This window comes from Dyella jiangningensis, assembly GCF_003264855.1.
In the GTDB taxonomy this organism is placed as follows: Bacteria; Pseudomonadota; Gammaproteobacteria; order Xanthomonadales; family Rhodanobacteraceae; genus Dyella; species Dyella jiangningensis_C.
The window spans coordinates 229,720-248,325 of sequence record NZ_NFZS01000001.1; the positions used below are offsets into that span (position 1 = coordinate 229,720).

At 66.2% G+C, this 18,606-nt stretch carries 14 protein-coding genes; 4 read left to right on the plus strand and 10 right to left on the minus strand.

Annotation, left to right across the window (positions count from 1 at the left end):
• Positions 1 to 10: 10 nt before the first annotated feature.
• The 10 genes from nagA to pxpB form a co-directional block, all read right to left on the minus strand.
• Entirely contained in the window at positions 11 to 1,165 is a 1,155-nt protein-coding gene (gene nagA, locus CA260_RS00960) for an N-acetylglucosamine-6-phosphate deacetylase (protein ID WP_111980606.1), read from the minus strand.
• A complete protein-coding gene (locus tag CA260_RS00965; protein WP_111980607.1) occupies positions 1,165 to 2,199 on the minus strand; it encodes an SIS domain-containing protein in 1,035 nt (344 codons plus the stop codon). Before CA260_RS00965 ends, nagA begins: the two co-directional genes overlap by 1 nt.
• Positions 2,200 to 2,241: 42 nt before the next feature.
• A complete protein-coding gene (locus tag CA260_RS00970; RefSeq protein WP_172461682.1) occupies positions 2,242 to 3,327 on the minus strand; it encodes a LacI family DNA-binding transcriptional regulator in 1,086 nt (361 codons plus the stop codon).
• 37 nt (positions 3,328 to 3,364) lie between these two features.
• Complete coding sequence (locus tag CA260_RS00975; RefSeq protein WP_111980609.1) at positions 3,365 to 4,651, minus strand: sugar MFS transporter; 1,287 nt, start codon at positions 4,649 to 4,651, stop codon at positions 3,365 to 3,367.
• 436 nt (positions 4,652 to 5,087) lie between these two features.
• A complete protein-coding gene (pcp, locus tag CA260_RS00980) occupies positions 5,088 to 5,738 on the minus strand; it encodes a pyroglutamyl-peptidase I (RefSeq protein WP_111980610.1) in 651 nt (216 codons plus the stop codon).
• Positions 5,739 to 5,748: 10 nt separating this feature from the next.
• On the minus strand, positions 5,749 to 6,717 hold the full coding sequence (locus tag CA260_RS00985; protein WP_111980611.1) for a 5-oxoproline transporter, DUF979 family subunit: 969 nt from the start codon (positions 6,715 to 6,717) through the stop codon (positions 5,749 to 5,751).
• 2 nt (positions 6,718 to 6,719) lie between these two features.
• Positions 6,720 to 7,415 carry a DUF969 domain-containing protein gene (locus tag CA260_RS00990; RefSeq protein ID WP_111980612.1) on the minus strand — a complete coding sequence of 232 codons (696 nt, stop codon included), beginning with the start codon at positions 7,413 to 7,415 and terminating at the stop codon, positions 6,720 to 6,722.
• Complete coding sequence (locus tag CA260_RS00995; RefSeq protein ID WP_149917162.1) at positions 7,412 to 8,194, minus strand: LamB/YcsF family protein; 783 nt, start codon at positions 8,192 to 8,194, stop codon at positions 7,412 to 7,414. Before CA260_RS00995 ends, CA260_RS00990 begins: the two co-directional genes overlap by 4 nt.
• Complete coding sequence (locus CA260_RS01000; RefSeq protein ID WP_111980613.1) at positions 8,191 to 9,174, minus strand: biotin-dependent carboxyltransferase family protein; 984 nt, start codon at positions 9,172 to 9,174, stop codon at positions 8,191 to 8,193. The genes CA260_RS00995 and CA260_RS01000 overlap by 4 nt, the downstream gene beginning before the upstream one ends.
• Entirely contained in the window at positions 9,171 to 9,932 is a 762-nt protein-coding gene (gene pxpB, locus CA260_RS01005; protein WP_111980614.1) for a 5-oxoprolinase subunit PxpB, read from the minus strand. The genes CA260_RS01000 and pxpB overlap by 4 nt, the downstream gene beginning before the upstream one ends.
• A 508-nt stretch (positions 9,933 to 10,440) precedes the next feature.
• Between pxpB and glk the strand changes: the two genes are divergently transcribed.
• The 4 genes from glk (at position 10,441) to CA260_RS01025 (ending at position 18,606) form a co-directional block, all read left to right on the plus strand.
• Positions 10,441 to 11,478, plus strand: coding sequence for a glucokinase (glk, locus tag CA260_RS01010; RefSeq protein WP_272946558.1), 1,038 nt, complete (start codon positions 10,441 to 10,443; stop codon positions 11,476 to 11,478).
• Between the two features lie 104 nt (positions 11,479 to 11,582).
• Entirely contained in the window at positions 11,583 to 14,348 is a 2,766-nt protein-coding gene (locus CA260_RS01015; RefSeq protein ID WP_111980616.1) for a TonB-dependent receptor, read from the plus strand.
• 100 nt (positions 14,349 to 14,448) lie between these two features.
• Positions 14,449 to 16,284, plus strand: a complete 1,836-nt coding sequence (locus CA260_RS01020) for a glycoside hydrolase family 9 protein (protein WP_111980617.1) — start codon at positions 14,449 to 14,451, stop codon at positions 16,282 to 16,284.
• Positions 16,285 to 16,305: 21 nt separating this feature from the next.
• Positions 16,306 to 18,606 carry a family 20 glycosylhydrolase gene (locus CA260_RS01025; protein ID WP_111980618.1) on the plus strand — a complete coding sequence of 767 codons (2,301 nt, stop codon included), beginning with the start codon at positions 16,306 to 16,308 and terminating at the stop codon, positions 18,604 to 18,606.

Genomic DNA, 18,606 nt, shown 5'->3' on the forward strand with positions numbered 1-18,606 from the left:
CGCGCCAGCCCTACGCGGCGTAGCGCACGCCCGCAATCCACGTTTCACTCACCACCAGTCCCTCACCCAGCACGGCAAAATCCGCCCGCTGCCCCGCCACGAGACGACCATGTGTGCGGTCCAGCCCCAGCCAAGCGGCAGGATAAGCACTCGCCATGCGCGATGCTTCCGCCAGCGGCAAACCCACCATGTTGACGAGGTTGCGCACGCCGGTCGCCATGTCCAGGGCGGAGCCGGCGAGCACGCCGGTGTCGCTCTGGCAGATGCCGTCGCGGGCGATGATGGTCTGGCCGTTGAGGATGTACTCGGGGCTGTCCGCGCCCACCGGCGGCATCGCGTCGGTGACCAGCACGCTCTTGCCGCGCGCTTTGGCGGCGATGGCGACGCGCAGTGCGGCCGGGTGCACGTGATGGCCGTCGACGATGAGTCCGCACCAGCTGTATGGATCGTCCAGCGCCGCGCCAACCACGCCGGGTTCGCGGCTGCCGAGCGGCGTCATCGCGTTGTAGAGATGGGTGAAGCCGCACACGCCCGCATCGAGCGCGGCGCGCGTGGTGTCGTAGCTGGCGGCTGTATGGCCCGCCACGACGAGCACGCCGGCTTCGCTGAGCTGGCGGATGGTGTCGAGCGGCACTTCTTCCACCGCGAGCGTGAGCATCACTACGCCGCGACGGTTGCGCGTGATGGCGGCGATGTCTTCCGCGTCCGGCAGACGGAACAGGCTGGCGTCGTGGATGCCCTTGCGCGCGGTGGCGAGGAAGGGGCCTTCCAGATGAATGCCGAGCACGCCCGGCACGCCTTGCTCGATGGCAGCGTCGACGGCATCCAGCGCCTTGCGCATGACGTCGGCGGTATCGGTGATCAGCGTGGGCAGGAAGCCGGTGGTGCCGAACTTGCGGTGCGCGGCGCCCATGGTGGCGAGCGCGTCGACGGTGGGCTCGGCGTTGAACAGCACGCCGCCGCCGCCGTTCACCTGCACGTCGATGAAGCCCGGCAGCAGCAACTGGCCTTTGAGGTCGTGGCGCTGCGCGGCCGTCACGCGCGCGTCGTCGGCGCGCACAATGGCTTCGATGCGATCGCCGCGCACCAGCACGGCCAGGCCATCCTGCGGGCCGTGGTCGGTAAGCACGCGGGCGTTGACGAGGGCGGTGACTTGGGCGCTCATCACATCGTCTCCGTCACCTTGCGCAGATGCGGCGGCACGTCGGGGTCGTAGCCGCGCGCGAGTGCCAGCGCACTGGCGGCGCGATAGAAGCTTTGCACGGCGAGCAGCGGCGTCACGATGGGCGAGATGCCTTCGGGCAGCGGCAGTTTGTCGGGATCGTGGTTGCCGGGCGCGGCGACGAACACGCGCGCACCGCGTGCGCGGAACTCGCGCGCCACGGCCATGGTGTTGTCGAGCGTGCCGTCGTCCTGGGCGAAGAACAGCACGGGGAAGCCTTCACCCACCAGCGCCATCGGGCCATGCTTCACTTCCGCCGCACTGAAGGCCTCGGCATGCAGGCCGCAGGTTTCCTTGAGCTTGAGCGCTGCTTCCAGCGCTGCGCCGAAGCCGAAGCCACGACCCACGACGAACAGGTTGTGCGTATCGCGCAGGCCTTCGACCATCGCGTTCCAGTTGCAGTCCCAACCCTGGCGCAGGTCACCGGGCAGGCGTGCCACCGCGGTGTGCAGGTCGTCGTCGTTGCACCAGTGCGCGGTCATCTGCAGGATCGCCGCCAGTGTGGCGAGATAGCTCTTGGTCGCGGCGACGCTCAGTTCCGGGCCTGCACGCAGCGGCACGAAAGTGTCCGCCATCTTGGCCAGCGGCGAGTCTTCCACGTTCACCAGCGCCACCACGTGTGCGCCTGCATCCTTCGCGGCCTGCGCGCTGCGCAGCAGGTCGGGGCTCTTGCCCGATTGCGAGATGGCGACGAACAGCGCGCCGTCCATGTGCAGGTCGGCGTCGTAGATGGAGGAGATGGACGGAGAAGCCGACGCGGTGATCAGGCCGAGCCGCGTCTCGAACACATACTTGGCGTACGCTGCAGCGTGATCGGAACTGCCGCGTGCACAGGTGACGATGAAGCGTGGCGGGTTGGCGCGGAGACGTTCGCCGAGAGTGGCGAGGATCGGTGCATTCTCGCGCAACTGGCGCTCGACCACGGCGGCCGTTTCGTGCGCCTCGCGGTACATCAGGGTGGAGCTGGCTTCCTTCATCGTCTTCTCAATGGCATGCGTGTGGGCGCACACCGCAGGGCATCAGCCCTTGCGTGGCGGGGTGGTTTGCGGTGGCGCGGTGGAGCCGCGCACGACCAGTTCGGGAACGAAACATTCGGCATGCGGCATCTCCACCGAAGCGCCGGCCTTGCGCTGCAGTTCGGCCATCAACTGCAGGGCTGCATGGCGACCGATGTCGCTGGTGGACTGGCGCGCGGTGGTGAGCGCGGGCCACGCCTGCTTGGAGAACGGGCTGTCCTCGAAGCCGGCGATGGAAAGATTCCACGGCACATCCAGCCCGCTGGAGCGCGCCGCGGCGAGCACGCCGGCGGCGATTTCGTCATTGCTGCCGAAGATCGCGGTCGGCGGATCCTTCAGCGCAAGCAGCTTGCGCGCGCCGCGGAAACCGTCATCGAATGCATAGCGGCCGGGCAGCACCAGCTTCTTGTCGAGCGGAATGCCGTAGTCCTTCAGCGCATCGGCATAGCCCTGGTAGCGCTCCGGGCTCGACCGATGGTGCGGTTCGCCCCACAGGAAGCCGACGCGCTTGTGGCCCATCTGGATCAGGTGTTCGGTGATGGCATACGCCGCGCTGCGGTCGTCCACGTACACGCAGGGCGCGCCATCATGGGGATCTTCGCGCGAGGAAATGATGCGCACGAAACTGATGTCGTTCGCGCTGAGCTTGGCGATCAGCTCCGGCTCCTCGGACATCGGCGGCGCCAGGACCAGGCCGGCAAGGCGGTTGCGTTCGACCAGCGAGCACAGCTCGTTGGCGAGGCCGGGCGAGGTCGAATCACAGGGATGAATCAGCAGTCCATAGCCACGTTCGCGACAGGCCGACAGCACGCCATCCTGCATGCTGATGACGTAGTGCGCGTTCGGGTTGTCGTACACCAGGCCGATGGCGTAGGCGTGCGTGCTGCGCAGGCCGCGCGCGGAAGGATTGGGCTGGTAGCCCAAGGCTTCGATCGCGCGTTCGACCTTCTCGCGCGTATCGGCGCGCACCGAGGTCTCGCGGTTGATCACGCGCGAGACGGTCTTGAGCGAAACGCCCGAACGCTTGGCGACGTCCTTGATGGTGGGGTTGCGCAACGTGGAAACTCCGGCAGAACGGGGAACGGGCATCGTAGCCCAGCGAGGCGGGCGCCATGCCCGCCCTGGCTCAGGGCGCGTGCTGGCCGACGCGATGGCCCTTGGCGCCGTAGTAAAGGATGTAGAGGTAACAAGGCACCATCAGCGCCATGAATACCAGCTGGAAGTTGAAGTGCTGTTTCAGGTGCACGAACAACTGAGGCACCAGCGCGCCACCCACGATGGCCATGATCAGCAATGCCGAACCGCGTTCGGTGAGGCGACCCAGGCCGTGGATGGCCAGTGGGAAGATCGCCGGCCACATCATCGCGTTGGCGAAGCCCAGCGCGGCGACGAAGCCCACCGACACGCCACCGGTGGTGAAGTAGGCGCCGAGCGTGAACAGCACGCCGAGCACCGCCGATACGGCCAGGTAGCTCTGCTGCGAAATGAAGCGCGGGATCAGCACCAGGCCCGCGAGATAACCGCCGAGCATCGCGATCAGCGTGTAGGAGGTGAAGTGCTTGGTTTCCTCCAGCGGCAGGCCGAAGCCCTGGCCGTAGGTGCCAATGGCATCACCCGCCATCACTTCCACGCCCACGTAGAGGAACAGGCACAGCACGCCCAGCCACAGGTGCGGGAAGCTGAAGATGCCGCCCTTGCCGTGGCCGATATCCGACTCCGCATTGGCGCCCGCCGGCTTGATTTCCGGCAGCGGCGAGCGGACCACCCAGATCGCCAGCAGCACCAGCAGCGCGGCCATCACCATGTAGGGCATATGGATCTTGGCGGCGAACGTATTGAGCAAGGCCTCGCGCGCCGCATCGGTCGGTGCGGCCTTGACCTGCGCGTCGAAGCTGTCGATGCCGCTGAGCACCAGCGCGCCGAACACGAACGGCGCGAGCGCGCCGGCCACCTTGTTGCAGATGCCCATGAAGGCGATGCGCTGCGCGGCGCTGTCGATCGGGCCAAGGATGCTGATGTACGGATTGGACGCGGTCTGCAGCAGCGCGAGGCCCGCGCCGATCACGAACAGGCCGACCAGCGCGGGATAGAAGATGCGCATGCTGACGAACTGGCCGAACAGCACGGCGCCGATGGCCATCACGAACAGCCCCAGGCCCATGCCCTTCTTCATGCCCGTGCGGCGCAACACGCTCGACGACGGAATGGCGAGGAAGAAGTAGGAAAAATAGAAGACCAGCGGCACCAGGAAGGCGGACACGTCATCCACGTTGAAGGCGAGCTTCACGAAGGTGATCAGCGGGCCGTTGAGCCAGGTGACGAAGCCGAAGATGAAGAACAGCACGCCGATGATCAGCATCGGCACGACGCTGGACGATCGCGTCTGTCCGGCGGCAAGCGTTGTGGACGACATGGATGGTGAACTCCCCGCGGATGGCCTCATGACTGGCGGGCGCTAGCGGCCCGGCTCCCCCAGTGGCTCTTTATCGAGCTAACTAACAACGTTGTCAAATATTGACGCGTGCGAGTCATGGAGCGGTCATGGCCGTGGCGGACGGACGTCGGGCGGGCTGGGCGGTTTCCACACGGCGGGGTATGGTCTGCAGCACCGCCAGATTGCTTAAAAAAGCATTCATAACAAGGTGTTGCAGCGCACAAGCGAGGTGTCTGGCGGCCTGCTTCGCACCTTGGCCAAGCTATTGTTTTGGCCCGGGAAAACTGCGATGACAACGTTATCATAAAAGTCCGCCCGAGGGCGACCACGGCGCCGACTAGCCCATTCCAGGCCCGCCACCCTATCCAGCATGCGCGCCTCGGGCGCCGGAGGGAAGCCGCCTGTACGCTCCAGCTCAGTCCAGTGCGCCGGCGCCCAGCTTCTCGTCCGTCGCACGGGTTGCCGCGGCTTCCAGTGCCACGGCCAGTCCGCGCACCACGTCCTCGGCCGCCATGCTCGGTGCACCGGCAAGACGCGCCGCCTGGGCGGGCAGGTAGGGGATATGCATGAATCCGGCCCGGGCTCCCGGCGCCAGCGTTGCCAAGTGCAGCATGAGGTAGGCGACGTGGTTGCACACGTAGGTGCCGGCTGTGTTGGACACTTCGGCTGGCAAGCCTGCCGCCTGCAGGGCCGCGAGCATGGCCTTGATCGGCAGCGTGCTGAAGTAGGCAGAGGGCCCGCCGGGCATCACCGGCTCGTCGATCGGCTGGGCGCCCTCGTTGTCCGGCAGCCGCGCGTCCTGCACGTTGATCGCCACGCGCTCGATCGACAGACGGCTGCGTCCGCCCGCCTGCCCGACGCCGAGCAGGATGGCGGGTTGGATCTCGCGTACCGCTGATTCCAGCTCATGCCGGGATGCCGCAAACACGGTAGGTAGCAGTCGTGCCACCACGCGGTGACCGCCGATCTCGCGATCGTGCAACACGCGCACGGCCTCCCACGAGGGATTGATCGTCTCGTCGCCAAACGGGGTAAAGCCGGTCAACAGGATGCGGGGCTTACTCATCGATGGAGTCTCAGCGGAACACCAGCAGCCACATCATGATGAAGGTGGCGACGAAGATCATCACCGCGCTCCAGAACTGCGCGCGGATCACGCCATAGGGGCTGCGCAGCTCCAGCAGCGCGGCGGGTACCAGGTTGTAGTCGGCGGCCATCGGCGTCAGCAGCGTGCCGCAGTAGCCGCACAGCATGCCCATGGCGCCGAGAATGGTCGGGTGTGCGCCGTACTGCTGGATCAGCAGCGGCAGGCCGATACCCGCCATCATCACCGGGAACGCGGCGAACGCGTTGCCCATGATCACCGTGAACAGCACCATGCCCAGCGCGAACACCAGCAGGCAGGCGAACGCGCTGCCTTCCGGCAGGATGGCGTTGGCAAGCGCGGCAATGGCCGCGCCCACGCCACTCTGGGTGAACACTTCACCGAGCGCGGCGAGCAGCAAGGGCAACAACGCGGCCCACCCGATCGCATCCAGCAGGCGCCGGCCCTCGGAGAGCCCCTGATGCAAGGGTGCGCGCGCCACGTAGGCGGCGGCGAACAACGCGATGACGCAGGCGAGCGCCAATCCCGTCAAGGTCATTTGCGGCGTGGCAAACAAGGCGTGGCCAGCCACGGACAGATGGGCGCCGACCAAGGCCACGATCAGCGTCACCAGCGGAATCAGCAGCGCCGGCATGAACAGCTTGTGGCCGAGGCGGAGCGCCGAGGCCAGCCGCTGTTCCGCGCTGACGGTGTCCACGTGGGCGTGCCGGCGCAGTCGCGGTGCGAGCAAGGCGAGAGCGATCACCATCGCGCCGGCAATCTGGGCCGGCAGTGGATTTCCCGCCTTCTGCTGCGCCAGCACGCCATCGCCACCGGCGAACAACAAGCCCAGCAACAGCCAGAACGCCGCGCGACTGCCCTGTCCCTCGCGCAGGTTGCGCCACGCCACATAGAGGAGGAAAGCGGCGATGAGCCAGTAGGCGTACTCGATGCGCAGCATGCTCAACCGCCCTGCTCGCCGCGCCACTGCAGCGCGCGTCGTTGCAGGCGGCGCTGATAAAGCCAGATGCGCACCGACTGGATGATGAAGGCGACGATGGCGGTGGGCAGCGCCCACAGCGCGATCGCGAGCGGCGTGAGTTCGATGCCGTGCTGCGCGTAGAAACCCTGGATCAGCAGCACGGCGCCCAGCGCGATGAAGACATCCTCGCCGAAGAAGCGGCCCACGTTGTCGGTGGCGGCGGCCACCGCGCGCAGTTCATCGCGATCGTCGTCGCTCAATGCCGGCAGGATCTTCTCCGCCGCGGCTTCGCTCATGGGCGCCAGCAGCGGACGCACGGTCTGTGCGTGGCCTGCCACGCCCATCAGGCCGAGCATCGCCAGCACCTCGCGCACCAGCAGATAGCCGATCAGCAGGCGTGCCAGCGTCATGCTGCGCAATCGTGCCATCCATTGCTGGGCGTGTTCCCGCAGGCCCGCGCGCTCGAGCAAGCCGATGGCGGGCAGGGTCAGCACGAACATCAACAGCATGCGCGAAGAAACGAAGCTCTTGCCCAGCAATGCAAGCAGGTCGGGTACATGCAGCCCGGCGAGCAGGCCGCTGACCAGGGCCGCACACACCACCACCGGCACCGCGTTGAAGCGCAGGGCGAAGCCGATCACGATCACCGCGACGCCCAGCAGCGGCCAGTAATTCATGCGCGCTGGCCCGGGGCATGGATGCCGATGTCCGCGGCCTCCAGCGAGGCGCGCAGCTGGCGGGCGAAGGCCACCGCATGCGCGCCATCGCCGTGGACGCACAGCGTATCGGCCTGCAGTTCCACGATGTCGCCGTCCACTGCGCGCACGCGGCCTTCGCGTACCATCGCCATGGCCTGCGCAATGGCTTCGTCGCTTTCGGTGATGACCGCATCGGCTTCTCGGCGAGGTTGCAGCGAGCCGTCGGATCGATAGCGCCGATCGGCGAAGGCTTCCGCCGCCACCGGCAATCCCGCCTCGCGACCCGCATCGACCAGTGCGGAATTCGCCAGCCCGAACAGGCAAAGCGTGGGATCGAAATCGCGTATCGCCTGCGCAATGCCATCGGCGAGCCGGCGATCGCGCGCGGCCATGTTGTACAGCGCGCCGTGGGGTTTCACGTGATGAAGGCGCGTGCCCGCCGCCTGTGCGAAGCCGTGCAATGCGCCAACTTGATAGAGCGTGATCGCGTAAGCCTCGGCCGGCGTGACGGGAATCTCGCGTCGCCCGAAGCCCTGCAGATCGGGCAGCGATACATGGGCGCCGATGGCGACGCCGTGCTCGATGGCCAGCGCGACCGTGCGGCGCATGATGTCCGGGTCGCCCGCATGAAAGCCGCAGGCGATGTTCGCCGAACTCACCACCGCGAGCAGGGCGGCATCGTCGCCCATGCGCCAGGCGCCGAAGGACTCGCCCAGGTCGCTGTTGATGTCGATGGTCTTGCGGATGGCGGCGCTCATGCGGATTCCAGGCGTTCTTCGATGCGATACAGCAGGCGTTGCAGGCGTTCCTGGCGACGCGCCAGTCGCTGCAGCGACTCATCCAGCGTGGTCTCCCGGAAGCATACGGCATCGCCGGGGCGTCGCTGCGCGAGGCGCGGAAGATCCACCGCCGCGAGCTGGCCGATGCGCGGGTAGCCACCCGTGACCGGCGCCTCCGCCTGCAGCACGATCGGCTGTCCTGACGGCGGCAACTGCATGGTGCCCGGCAAGGTGGCTTCGGAGATCAGTTCCACCGGTTGGCGCAAGCTGAGCCTATGGCCGTCCAGGCGGCTGGCGGTGCGATTGCTGTCCTTGCTGACGGCGAACGACGCATCGAACAGCACGCGCTGCGATGCCTCGTCGAGTTGCGCGTAGTGGTGGCCGCGCAACAGGGCCAGTGGGCTCGCCACGTCATCGAACCAGGGACGGGGATCGAGCCCCCAGGACAGCACGTGCGGCGTATGCGTGGTGCGCTGCGACGCTCGTGCCTTTTGCTCGCCGATCGCCAGCACGTCGCCGGTCCGCAGCATTCGCCCGTCGAGCGGGCCGATACGGGCATGCATGTCGGTGCTGCGACTGCCGAGTACGGCGCTTGCGCTAAAACCGCCATGCACGGCCAGATAGCCGCGACAGCCGCGACGCATGCCACCCAGCTGCAGCACGCTGCCGGCAGGCAGCACGCAGCGGGTCCAGCCGGGCAGGGCGTGTGCATCGGCACGCGCATCCACATGCGCGCCGGTGAGCGCGATGACGGCCGGTTGCGAAAATCGCAGGGTCGGTCCAGTCAGCGTGAACTCGAGAACGGCTTCGTCACCGACGTTGCCGACCAAGGCGTTGGCCAGTCGCCATGCAGGCCCATCCATCACGCCCGCGCGCCCCACGCCGAGCGCTGCATAGCCGCGCCGGCCGCCATCCTGGAGGCTGGTCAGCAGTCCCGGTTTGAGGACGGTCGCGGTCATGCGTTGCCGCCAACCGTCTTGGCGAGCCGTTCGTACTCACGCGCATCGATGGCGCGAAAGCGCACGCGGTCTCCGGGCTGCAGCAGCGAGGGTGGTGTGGATGCCAGGTCAAACAAGGTGAGCGGCGTACGGCCAATGAGTTGCCAGCCGCCCGGCAACGCCTGCGGATAGATGCCCGTTTGCATGCCGCCGATGGCGACGCTGCCCACGGCGACGTTGAGTCGTGGATCAGCGCGACGCGGCATGGCAAGCGTCGGATCGAGGCCGAGCAAATAAGGAAAGCCGGGCGCGAAGCCGAGCATCGCGACGCGATAGTCGGCTGCCGTGTGGCGCGCGATGACCTCTGCTTCAGAGAGGCCGGCATGCGCCGCGACATCGTGCAGATCGGGGCCGTGGTCGCCGCCGTAAAGCACGGGGACCGTCACCACGCGCGCTTCATCCACGACCACGGCGGGGTCCTGGAGCGACGAAAGCACGGCATCGTGCAGGCGCTGGTCGGGCGCCGCCGTGCCGATATCGATCCACTGCAGCGGATCGAAGCGCAGCAACAGGCTCGCATAGGCGGGCACGCACTCGATGCCGGGCAGTGTCGCCTGGAGACGTCGCGCGGCAGCGTGCACGCGGGCGTTCAAGGCGGCATCGATCGTGTCGCCGAAACGCAGCAGCCATGCCTCTTCGGACAGCGCTTCGATGAAGGGGGCGCCGTTCAATGCCACGGCGATGGCTTCTGCCGTGGGCAAGGCATCGGCACCGGGCATCGGCTGGTTTCTCGCATGCGAAACAGGCGTCCATCGGAAAGCCGCCACTGTAGGAGCGAGGCCATGGCGGGAAAAGCCCGTGTCGCGACGAAAGCATTCGCGCGGCGGAGGGCAGCGTGCGATGACCGTGCGACAGTCGCGTCTAGCAACGTTGTCAATTTCAGGGTCTGCCGGATCCAAAAATGTCCTGTCGAGTCATCCTTCGTGACCTTCGGCAGGGTCCCAAATGACCGCTATGCCCACGGCTCGCCGAACGATCCATGGCGCGGCGCGGGACCGCCCGCGCGCCATCCATGACTATCAGTAATCCATTGGATTAAAAGGAAATGATGGCGGACTTGGCCGGGGCTCATAACCCTATGGTTATGGGGCTTGTTGCGCGGCAGCACGCCGTCTTGCCGGCTAAACGCGCGGGGTTGTTGACAACGTTGTCAGTCGTTACCAGACTCCGGCCAAAATCGGGTCGCGTTTCACAACTACGTGACGAAGGGATGACGAGGGGATCGCAGTGGGCGAAGGGGTAAGCCGCAGCACGGGCGGGTTTTCGGCGGAAGGCATGTTTCTGGCGGCCGACGTCGGAGGTACGCATGCGCGCATCGGCCTGGTCAGCCAGGAGCCCGACGGTATCCGCCCGGTCACGGTGCTGCAGTACCACCGCTATGCCTGCGCCGACTGGCCGAGCCTCACCGCGGTGCTGAAGGACTTCGTCAGCCAGCTCGATCGCAGCGTGCACGTGGATGCCTGCGCGGTCGCCAGCGCCGGCTACGTGCTCGGCGACGCCATCGTCAACGACAATCTTCCGTGGCCGGTGTCCATCCGCGATATCCGCGACAGCCTCGGCATCAACCAGCTGGCGGTCATCAACGACTTCGAAGCGGTGGCGTATGCCACGCAGTTCCTCAGCCATGCCGACACCACGCCGGTGATCGAAACCGAGGTGCCGCACGTGGCGGGCCCGGTGCTGGTGATGGGTCCGGGCACGGGGTTGGGTTCGGCGGTGCTGCTGCCGGGCAAGCCGCACGCCACCGTGCTGCCCACCGAAGCCGGACAGATCGCGCTGGCGCCGGGCAACGAGCGCGAGATCGAAATCCTGCGTTACCTCTCGCGCGAACGTGCCCACGTGTCGTTCGAGCACGCCTTGTCGGGCCCCGGCCTGATCAACCTGTATCGCGCGCTGTGCGTGCTGCGCGACCAGGCGCCGTTGCTTTCCCTACCCAGCCAGGTAACGCAGGCCGCGCTCGCGCGCAGCGACGCCGCGGCGGTGGAAGCCCTGGAAGTGTTCTGCAGCCTGCTGGGCAGTTTCGTGGGCGATCTGGCGCTGCTCTACGGCGCGCGCGGCGGCGTGTTCCTCGCCGGCGGCATCCTGCCGCAAATCCGCGACGTGCTGCTGGTCAGCGGTTTTCGCGAGCGTTTTTTCAACAAGGGCGTGATGCGCCCTTTCCTGCAGCAAGTTCCCGTACGACTGATGGAACACGGCCAGCTGGGCGTGATCGGCGCGGCCGGCATGTACCTGGACGGCCAGCACGACCGGGGGAGAACGCAGTAACCGCTTCACCGTTGCATTGAACCGGGCGCAAGCCCAGACAGCCACGCCGCAGCCGGACGACCCACATACATCCGCTGCAGATACGCCTTCGAGGGGAGGAAACCATGTCAAACCGCAAGACTCTGCTAGCAGCAAGCATCATCGCCGGCTTGTGTCTGTCCGGCTCCGTGTACGCTGCCGATACCACCCCGGCGCAGCCGGGCCCGGCCGCTTCCGGCCAGGACAACGCCCAGACCACGGCTGACAAGAACAAGGCCAAGGAACTGGGTACCGTCACCGTCGTCGGTATCCGCGATTCGGAAGCCGAGTCGCTGAACCTCAAGAAGGCAGCCGACTCGCACGTCGAAGTGATCACCGCCGAAGACATCGGCAAGCTGCCGGCCAAGAACGTGGCCGACACGCTGCAGCGCCTGCCCGGCATCAACATCAGCTCGTCGAGCGCCAGTGAAGGCGGCTTCGACGAAAACGACCGCGTCAGCCTGCGCGGCACCAACCCGAGCATGACCCAGACCCTGGTCAACGGTCACACCGTCGGCACCGGCGACTGGTTCGTGCTGAGCCAGGTGCAGACCGTGGGCCGCAGCGTGAGCTACACCCTGCTGCCGGCGGAAGTCGTCAGCGAAGTGGTCGTGCACAAGTCTTCCGAAGCCAAGCTGCAGGAAGGCGGCAGTGCCGGTACGGTCGACATCATCACCCGCAAGCCGCTGGAATTCGCGCAGCCGTTCACTGCGCAGGCAGCTGTCGGTGGCGTCTATTCCGACCTGCCGGGCGACACCAAGCCGCAGTTCAACGGCTTGGTCAACTGGAAGAGCGACGACAACACCATCGGCGTGATGGCGCAGGCGTTCTACGAGAAGCGCAGCCTGCAGCGTGACGGCCAGGAAATCGTGGGCGGCTACAACCAGATCGCAGCCGACAGCGCCATTGCGACGGCCCATCCGGACCTCGCGGGCAAGTACTACCCGAACCTGATCGGCCAGACCCTGTTCACCCAGACCCGTACCCGCAAGGGCGGCACGGTGGACATCGAGTGGAAGCCGCTCGACAACCTGACCTTGAACCTCAACAGCTTCTACTCGAAGCTCGAGGCCGACAACTTCAACCGCAACTACATGTTGTGGGCCAGCCAGTTCGTACCGAGCGGCGCGGGCCTGCAGTCGTACACGGTGAAGGGCAATGTGCTCACCAATGCCTCGTTCGCACCGCAGGCGGGCAGCACCACGCCGTATGGCGTGTACGACCAGATCTCCCGTCCGGGCGCTTCGTCGTCGTCGGCATACACCACGTTGGACGCCGAATGGCGCGCCACCGATCACCTGACCTTTACCGGCCAGATCGGCACCACCCAGGGCAAGGGCAACAGCGACCACCAGGACGTGAGCGAACTCGGCTTTGGCGCCGGCGCTGGCGCCAGCTGGGATATGCGTGGCACCGGCAAGCCGACCAACTGGGCCATCGGCGGTGACAACACCTCGCCGTCGGGCATCATCCCTTCGGCCGGCTGGATCTTTGGCGACCAGGACATCCACGTCAAGGACAAGGAAGACTTCTACCAGTTCGATGGCGAGTGGGCGCTGGACAGCTCGCCGATCAACCTCAGCACGCTCGATTTCGGCGTGCGTTATTCCGACCACACCCGCGAGAACAAGACCGATATCGGCCAGGGCCCGACGGGCGACTGGCAGAACCCGGCCAACTACCCGACCAGCTGGTCCAACTACCCGAGCGGCTTCAACAGCGACCTCGGCGTGACGGCCCCGGGCCCGGCCTGGTACTACAGCCCGGGTGCATTGGCCGCGTTTGATGCCAAGTACGCCAACCGCGATCCGGTGGCGCGCTTCAACTGGCAGAACATCTACAAGGTCAACGAGAAGGACACGGCTGCCTACGTGCAGGCGAACTTCGCCGGCGACCGCTGGACCGCCAACGTGGGTCTTCGCTACGTCTATACGAAGGAAGACATCAACTACAACTCCAGCGCGGTATCGTCGTACACCTCGGCGGGCCCGATCACCGGTTCGGCCTTCGGTGACTACTACGTCAACACGTACAACCACGGCTACGACAAGTTCCTGCCGAGCGCGAACTTCAAGTTCAACATCACGGACGACGTGATCGCCCGCTTCGCCGCGTCGCAGACCATGACCCGTCCGGACTACTCGGCACTGGCCGGTTCGTACTCGCTGGATGACCTGACCCATACCGGCAGCGGCGGCAACCCGCAGCTGAAGCCGCTCATCTCGACCAACTTCGATGCCGGCCTGGAGTGGTACTTCGCTCCGCGCGGCCTCGTGTCGGCCGGCGTGTACAACATGCAGCTGAGCGACTACATCAACTTCGGTACCCAGAACATCCAGTTCAAGGACCAGCAGGCCAGCAACACCGCCGGTCACGATGTGTTCTCGACGTACCAGGTCAGCGTGCCGACCAACGTCAACGGTCACGTCAAGGGCGTCGAACTGAACTACATCCAGCCGATCGGTGACTACTTCGGCGTGCAGACGAACTACACCTACGCCAGCGGTTCGGCGGAGGATGGCAAGCCGCTGCAGGGCACCTCGAAGAACACGTTCAACGTCTCCGGTTACTTCGAAAACCAGATGTTCAACGCCCGCATCAGCTACACCTACCGCTCGTCGTTCTACGCCGGTGTGAGCCGTACCGACACGTACTACCAGGCCGGCATCGGCAACCTGGCGGCATCGTTCGGCTACAACATCAACTCGTGGATGTCGCTGACGCTGGATGCGATGAACCTCAACAACCCGAAGCTCAAGTACTACACGGTCAATCCGAACTACGGCAAGCAGCCGTATGCGTTCTACGTGAACGGCCGCCAGTACTACCTGAACCTTCGTTTCAAGATCTGATTTGAGGCTACCTCCCCGCCAACGGGCCCGGCACTTTGCCGGGCCCGATTTTTCATCGGGGATCGGCAATACCGTTTCGCAAGGTCGAGGGGTCGATGGCATGAAGCAATGTCGCCGTCTCGCGATCGCACTGCTGGCGTTCCTCGCGAACGCCGCCAGTGCATCCGGGCAGAAGGTGCTGGTCGACCAGGTCGGCTATGACACGCACGCCGCCAAGCAGGCGGTCGTGCAGGGCCTGCCGGACGCGTCGAAACAAGTCTTCCGCGTCGTGGACGCCGATACCGGCAAGATTGCATGGCAGGGCGAAACGACGCCGGCCGTGCAGGTCGCGCGATGGAGTGACGATCGCTATGCGCTCGCCGACTTCAGCAGCCTGAACACGCCGGGCCACTACTACGTCGAATCGCAGTCAGGCGACCGCCGGGTGCGGTCATCGACGTTCGATGTGCAGGACAACGTGCTGGAGCGCCACACGCTCTCCAACGTCATCTATTACTTCAAGGGCCAGCGGGCCAGCGGGCTGATGGATCAGGCGGATCGCCATCTGCCGCATCCCGACGGCCAGCCAGGCATGCTCGATCTGCGTGGCGGCTGGTACGACGCCACCGGCGACTACGGCATCCACCTGTCGCACCAGAACCTCACCCGCTACTTCAATACCCAGCAGTTGCCGCTGGCGGCGTGGAGCCTGTTGCGCAGCTGGCAACAGTTGCAGGCGCGACAGGACAAGAACTTCCACGAGTACGAGCGTCGCCTGCTCGACGAAGGACTGTTCGGCGCGGATTTCCTCGTGCGCGACAAGCGCCCGGACGGTTCGTTCTACCAGTCGATCGACGCGCCAGGTCCCGGCAAGCTGCCGCAGGATCGCCGCATCGGCGATCCAAACTGGCGCACGCAGATCAAGCTCAAGCCCGGCGATCGCACCGAACAGGTGGACGAACCAGCGCGTGGGCCGCATGCGTACGAAGCCAGCTTCCGTGCCGGCGGCGGCATGGCGATCGCCGCGCTCGCGCTGGCCGCGAGCACGGGCGTGGATGGCGACTTCACCTCGCAGGATTACCTGCGTGCGGCGGCATCGGCCTATCGCTTCCTCGACGCACACAACGACGAACTGGCCAATGATGGCAAGGACAACATCGTCGACGACTATGGCGCGTTGCTGGCGGCCGTGGAGCTCTATCGCGCCACGCACGATGCGTCATGGCGCAAGCTTGCCGACGGCCGTGCCGCGCGGCTGATGGCCCGGCTGATCAGCCATGACGGCCACCGCGACTACTGGCGCGCCGACGATGGCATGCGTCCGTTCTTCCATCCTTCCGATGCCGGCATGCCGGTGATCGCACTGGTCGAGTACGCCTCCGTCGCGGATGCGGCGAACCAGGCGAAGGCGCGAGACGTCGTGCGCCGGTCGCTGCAGGCCGAACTGGCGACGACGAATGCCGTGGCCAATCCCTTCGGTTACGCGCGCCAGCTTGTGCGTGGTGGGGACGGCAAGGTGCGCACTGCATTCTTCTTCCCGCACGACACCGAGGCTGCGCCATGGTGGCAGGGCGAGAACGCACGCATTGCGTCGCTTGCCACCGCCGCGCGCCTGGCCGCTCCGTTGTACGCGGGCGACGCAGGGTTCCAGGGCGAACTGCAGGCCTACGCGTGGAACCAGTTGCACTGGATCCTCGGCCGCAACCCATACGACAGCAGCATGCTGATGGGTAGCGGTCACGGCAATGCACCGTATATGTTCTTCGACTCCTACGCTTATACCAATGCGCCGGGAGCGATCATCAATGGCATCACTTCGGGACTGGACGACGAGGAAGGCATCGCCTTCGACCTCGGCTACGCCCAGACCGGCAAGGACGACGACTGGCGATGGACCGAGCAGTGGCTGCCGCATGACGCGTGGTATCTGTTCGCCATCAGCCTTCCCCACGATTGACGCAACGACGCGAGACGACCGATGAGCCCGACCCGCACCACCCTTTGCCTCGCCCTGGCCAGCCTCGCGACGTTCGCCCATGGCGCCAGTGCAAGGATCGACGTGATCCCGATGCCGGCGCAGGTCACCGAATCCGGCGAGGGCTTCGCGGTGGGTGCGCAAACCCCCATCGTGGTGGATGCGGGCGATGCGCAGGCCAGGCATTCGGCCGAGGTCCTCGCTTCGCTGATGGCGCGCACGCGGCATCTTGATCTCAAGGTGCAGCAGGCACCCGCCACGGGTGCGGCCATCGTCCTGAAGCGCGATGCCGCGGCGCCGGTGGCTGACGTGGAAGGCTACGCGCTGGACGTCACGACCAAGGGCATGGTCGTCACGGCGCGCGATGAGGCAGGGCTGTTCTACGGCGCGATGACCGCGTGGCAGTTGATGACGCCCGCGCAGGGCGAGGGCGACGTACGCGTGCCCGCGGTGCATATCCGCGATGAGCCCCGCTTCCGCTGGCGCGGCTTCATGCTCGATTCCGCGCGCCACTTCTGGACGACGGATGAAGTGCGCACCGTCATCGACCAGATGGCGCAGCACAAGCTCAACGTGCTGCATTGGCACCTCACCGATGACCAGGGTTGGCGCATCGAGATCAAGAAGTATCCGGAGCTGACCCGCATCGGCGCGTGGCGCACGCCGCCGGGCGCCGGCCAGAATGGCGAACCGCAGCGCTATGGCGGCTTCTATACGCAGGACGAGATCCGCGCCATCGTCGCCTACGCGGCGGATCGCCATATCACGGTGGTGCCCGAGATCGACATGCCCGGCCACGCACAGGCGGCGGTGGCGTCGTATCCGGAGCTGGGCGTCACCGGCAAGCGTCCGCCGGTGTCGGTGGACTGGGGCGTCAATCCTTATCTCTACAACGTCGACGACCACACCATCCGTTTCCTTGAGGACGTGCTGGACGAAGTGATGGCGTTGTTCCCGTCGACCTACATCCACGTCGGTGGCGACGAAGCCGTCAAGGACCAGTGGCAGGCGTCGGCCGCGGTGCAGGCCCGTATGCGCGAACTCAAGCTCAAGGACGAGAACGCGATGCAGAGCTGGTTCATCGAGCAGATGGGCCAGTACCTCGCCGCGCACGGCCGCCGCCTGGTCGGCTGGGACGAAGTGCTCGAAGGCGGCGTGCCGCCCAGCGCGACGGTGATGTCGTGGCGTGGCACGCAGGGCGCCATCAGCGCGGCGAAGCTGGGACATGACGTGGTGCTGTCGCCTGCGCCACAGCTCTACCTCGACCACTTGCAGAGCGACCGCGAGGACGAAACGACGGGACGCATGCCGCCGATGACGCTGGAAAGCTATTACGGCTTCGAAGCGGTGCCGAAGGAACTGGACGCCTCGCAGGCAAAGCACGTGCTCGGCATGCAGGCCAACCTGTGGACGGAACACATGCCGACGATGCGTCATGTCGAGCACGCGATGTTCCCACGCATGGATGCGCTGGCGGAGGCGGCATGGTCGCCGGTGGCGGTGCGCGACTGGCATGGCTTCCTCGGCCGCCTGCCGGCGCAGCTCGCACGCTACCGCGCGCAGGACATCGGTTATGCCGACAGCGCGTTCGCGGCAAACATCGAGGTGGATCGCAATGCGGCCATCGCCCGTGGCGAGGCCAACGTGACGTTGTCCAACCAGGCGGGTTACGGTGCTCTCCACTACACGACCGACGGCACCACACCTGCCGCGGCTTCGCCCGTCTACGCCAAGCCGTTCATGGTGACGTTGCCGGCTACCGTCAAAGCCGTCGCGCTTGCGGCGGATGGCGCGCCGCTGGCAGAAGCACGCCAGCGCGCGCTCGATCTTCCGTCGCTGCGTACTCGCGGCACGGCGGAAATGGTCAACTGCCCGGGCAGCGACTTCGGCCTTCGCGTACAGCCCACGCCCGACGCTACCAGCATGAAGCCGAGCTACGTCATCAACGTGTTCGACAACTGCCGCATGTATCCGGCGGCGAAGCTCGATGGCATCGCCGGCATCCGCGTGGATGCCGCACGCCTGCCGCGCAATTACGCGTTGGCCCACGATGCGAAGCTGGTCGTGGCGCACAAGGGCGGCACGCCGCAAGGCGAACTGGTCGTGCGCATGGACAGCTGCAAGGGCAAGACGCTGGCGACGCTGCCGTTGCCTGCAGGTGGTACCGACCGCTTCACGCTGAAGGGTGCCCTGGCCACCCAGGCCGGCGTGCATGACCTGTGCCTGGTGTTCACTTCGCCGGTCACCGGGCCGCTCTATGGCATCGGTTCGGCCACCCTCGTGCCAGCCGGCACCGCTCCGTGA